This is a genomic window from Bacteroides fluxus YIT 12057 (assembly GCF_000195635.1).
Taxonomy (GTDB): Bacteria; Bacteroidota; Bacteroidia; order Bacteroidales; family Bacteroidaceae; genus Bacteroides; species Bacteroides fluxus.
This window is the reverse complement of record NZ_GL882684.1, coordinates 1-1,011: the sequence shown is the minus strand read 5'-3', so window position 1 is coordinate 1,011 and position 1,011 is coordinate 1. Positions and strand designations below refer to the sequence as shown.

2 protein-coding genes are annotated in these 1,011 nt (G+C 34.2%); both read left to right on the top strand.

What is annotated here, in order from left to right:
* The coding region (locus HMPREF9446_RS13025; RefSeq protein ID WP_216593947.1) for a hypothetical protein at nt 1-522 on the top strand (522 nt) is incomplete at its 5' end.
* Between the two features lie 11 nt (nt 523-533).
* Nucleotides 534-926, top strand: coding sequence for a DUF3997 domain-containing protein (locus tag HMPREF9446_RS13020; RefSeq protein WP_009126150.1), 393 nt, complete (start codon nt 534-536; stop codon nt 924-926).
* Nucleotides 927-1,011 lie beyond the last annotated feature (85 nt).

Below are 1,011 nucleotides of genomic sequence, written 5' to 3'. Positions count from 1 at the left end.
CTGTTGACGGAGGAAGGATATGTGTCCCTAAACCATGATTTAGGGTATAACGGGCTGGCAGATGATGAAGCGCGTTCCAGCTACTTGAAGAGCTATACAAGTCTTAAAGACAGACCGGATTATGATGGATATTTGACCTTGGCGGAAGCTAATAAATGGTATAGAGAAGGGAATGGACAACCTCTATTCACATCTTTAGCGAAAATGGATTTATCAGGGATATACTCTTTAGGAGAAAAATATGTAGGAAAAATAAAAAGTTTTAATTTATTGCTGCATAGTGGCTCCCTAAATGATGGATTAGTATATGGAAATGTTACTTTAAAACGATATCCGAATCATTCGGTAAGAGCTTTTTCTGATAAATATGACTTTGAAATGCACAATGGTCGGAATCCATTGAATTGGGGAAGGAATATAGAAACTATTATAGGAAATAGGGTTGCAGGAAAGGGACGACCATACGAAATAAATATTTATGGAAGTACTAAACTTACACCATTTTTACCTTGGATCAAATAATATGAAGAGATATGAAAAAGGGATGTATTGTTCTACATTTGCTTTGTAGTTTATTTATTCAAAGTTGCATTTCTGATTCTGTTAAGAATTTAGGAAGTGGATATTTTTATAGAGATGAAGGGGGGGATATAAAAGATATTCTTTGCCAAAATTCCAATGGTGGAGAGATACCGGCAACTATACTTGACTATATCTATAACGATGAATATATTATTGCAAAACAGAAGCCTAAATATCCTCAAGAGCCTTTATACAAAAGAAAATATGAATATGGAACAAGCGATAGTTTATTCTATTGGATAATTTTAAAAACAAACGATGTTGTATTGGGACCTTTGAGTTGGCAAGAGTATTTGGATATGAGATTAAAATATCAAATACCAGTTGAGTTATCTTTGTACTAATTCTCTGTTGTAACGGATGTTCTTTATCCACTGCTTTTGAATATAAGAGTCTCCGGATTCGCCAAACCAAATGATTCCCTGCTTG

What these genes read in the sequence shown, in the direction of transcription:
- HMPREF9446_RS13020 (WP_009126150.1), top strand. Translation starts at nt 534, where the DNA reads ATGAAAAAGGGATGTATTGTTCTACATTTGCTTTGTAGTTTATTTATT.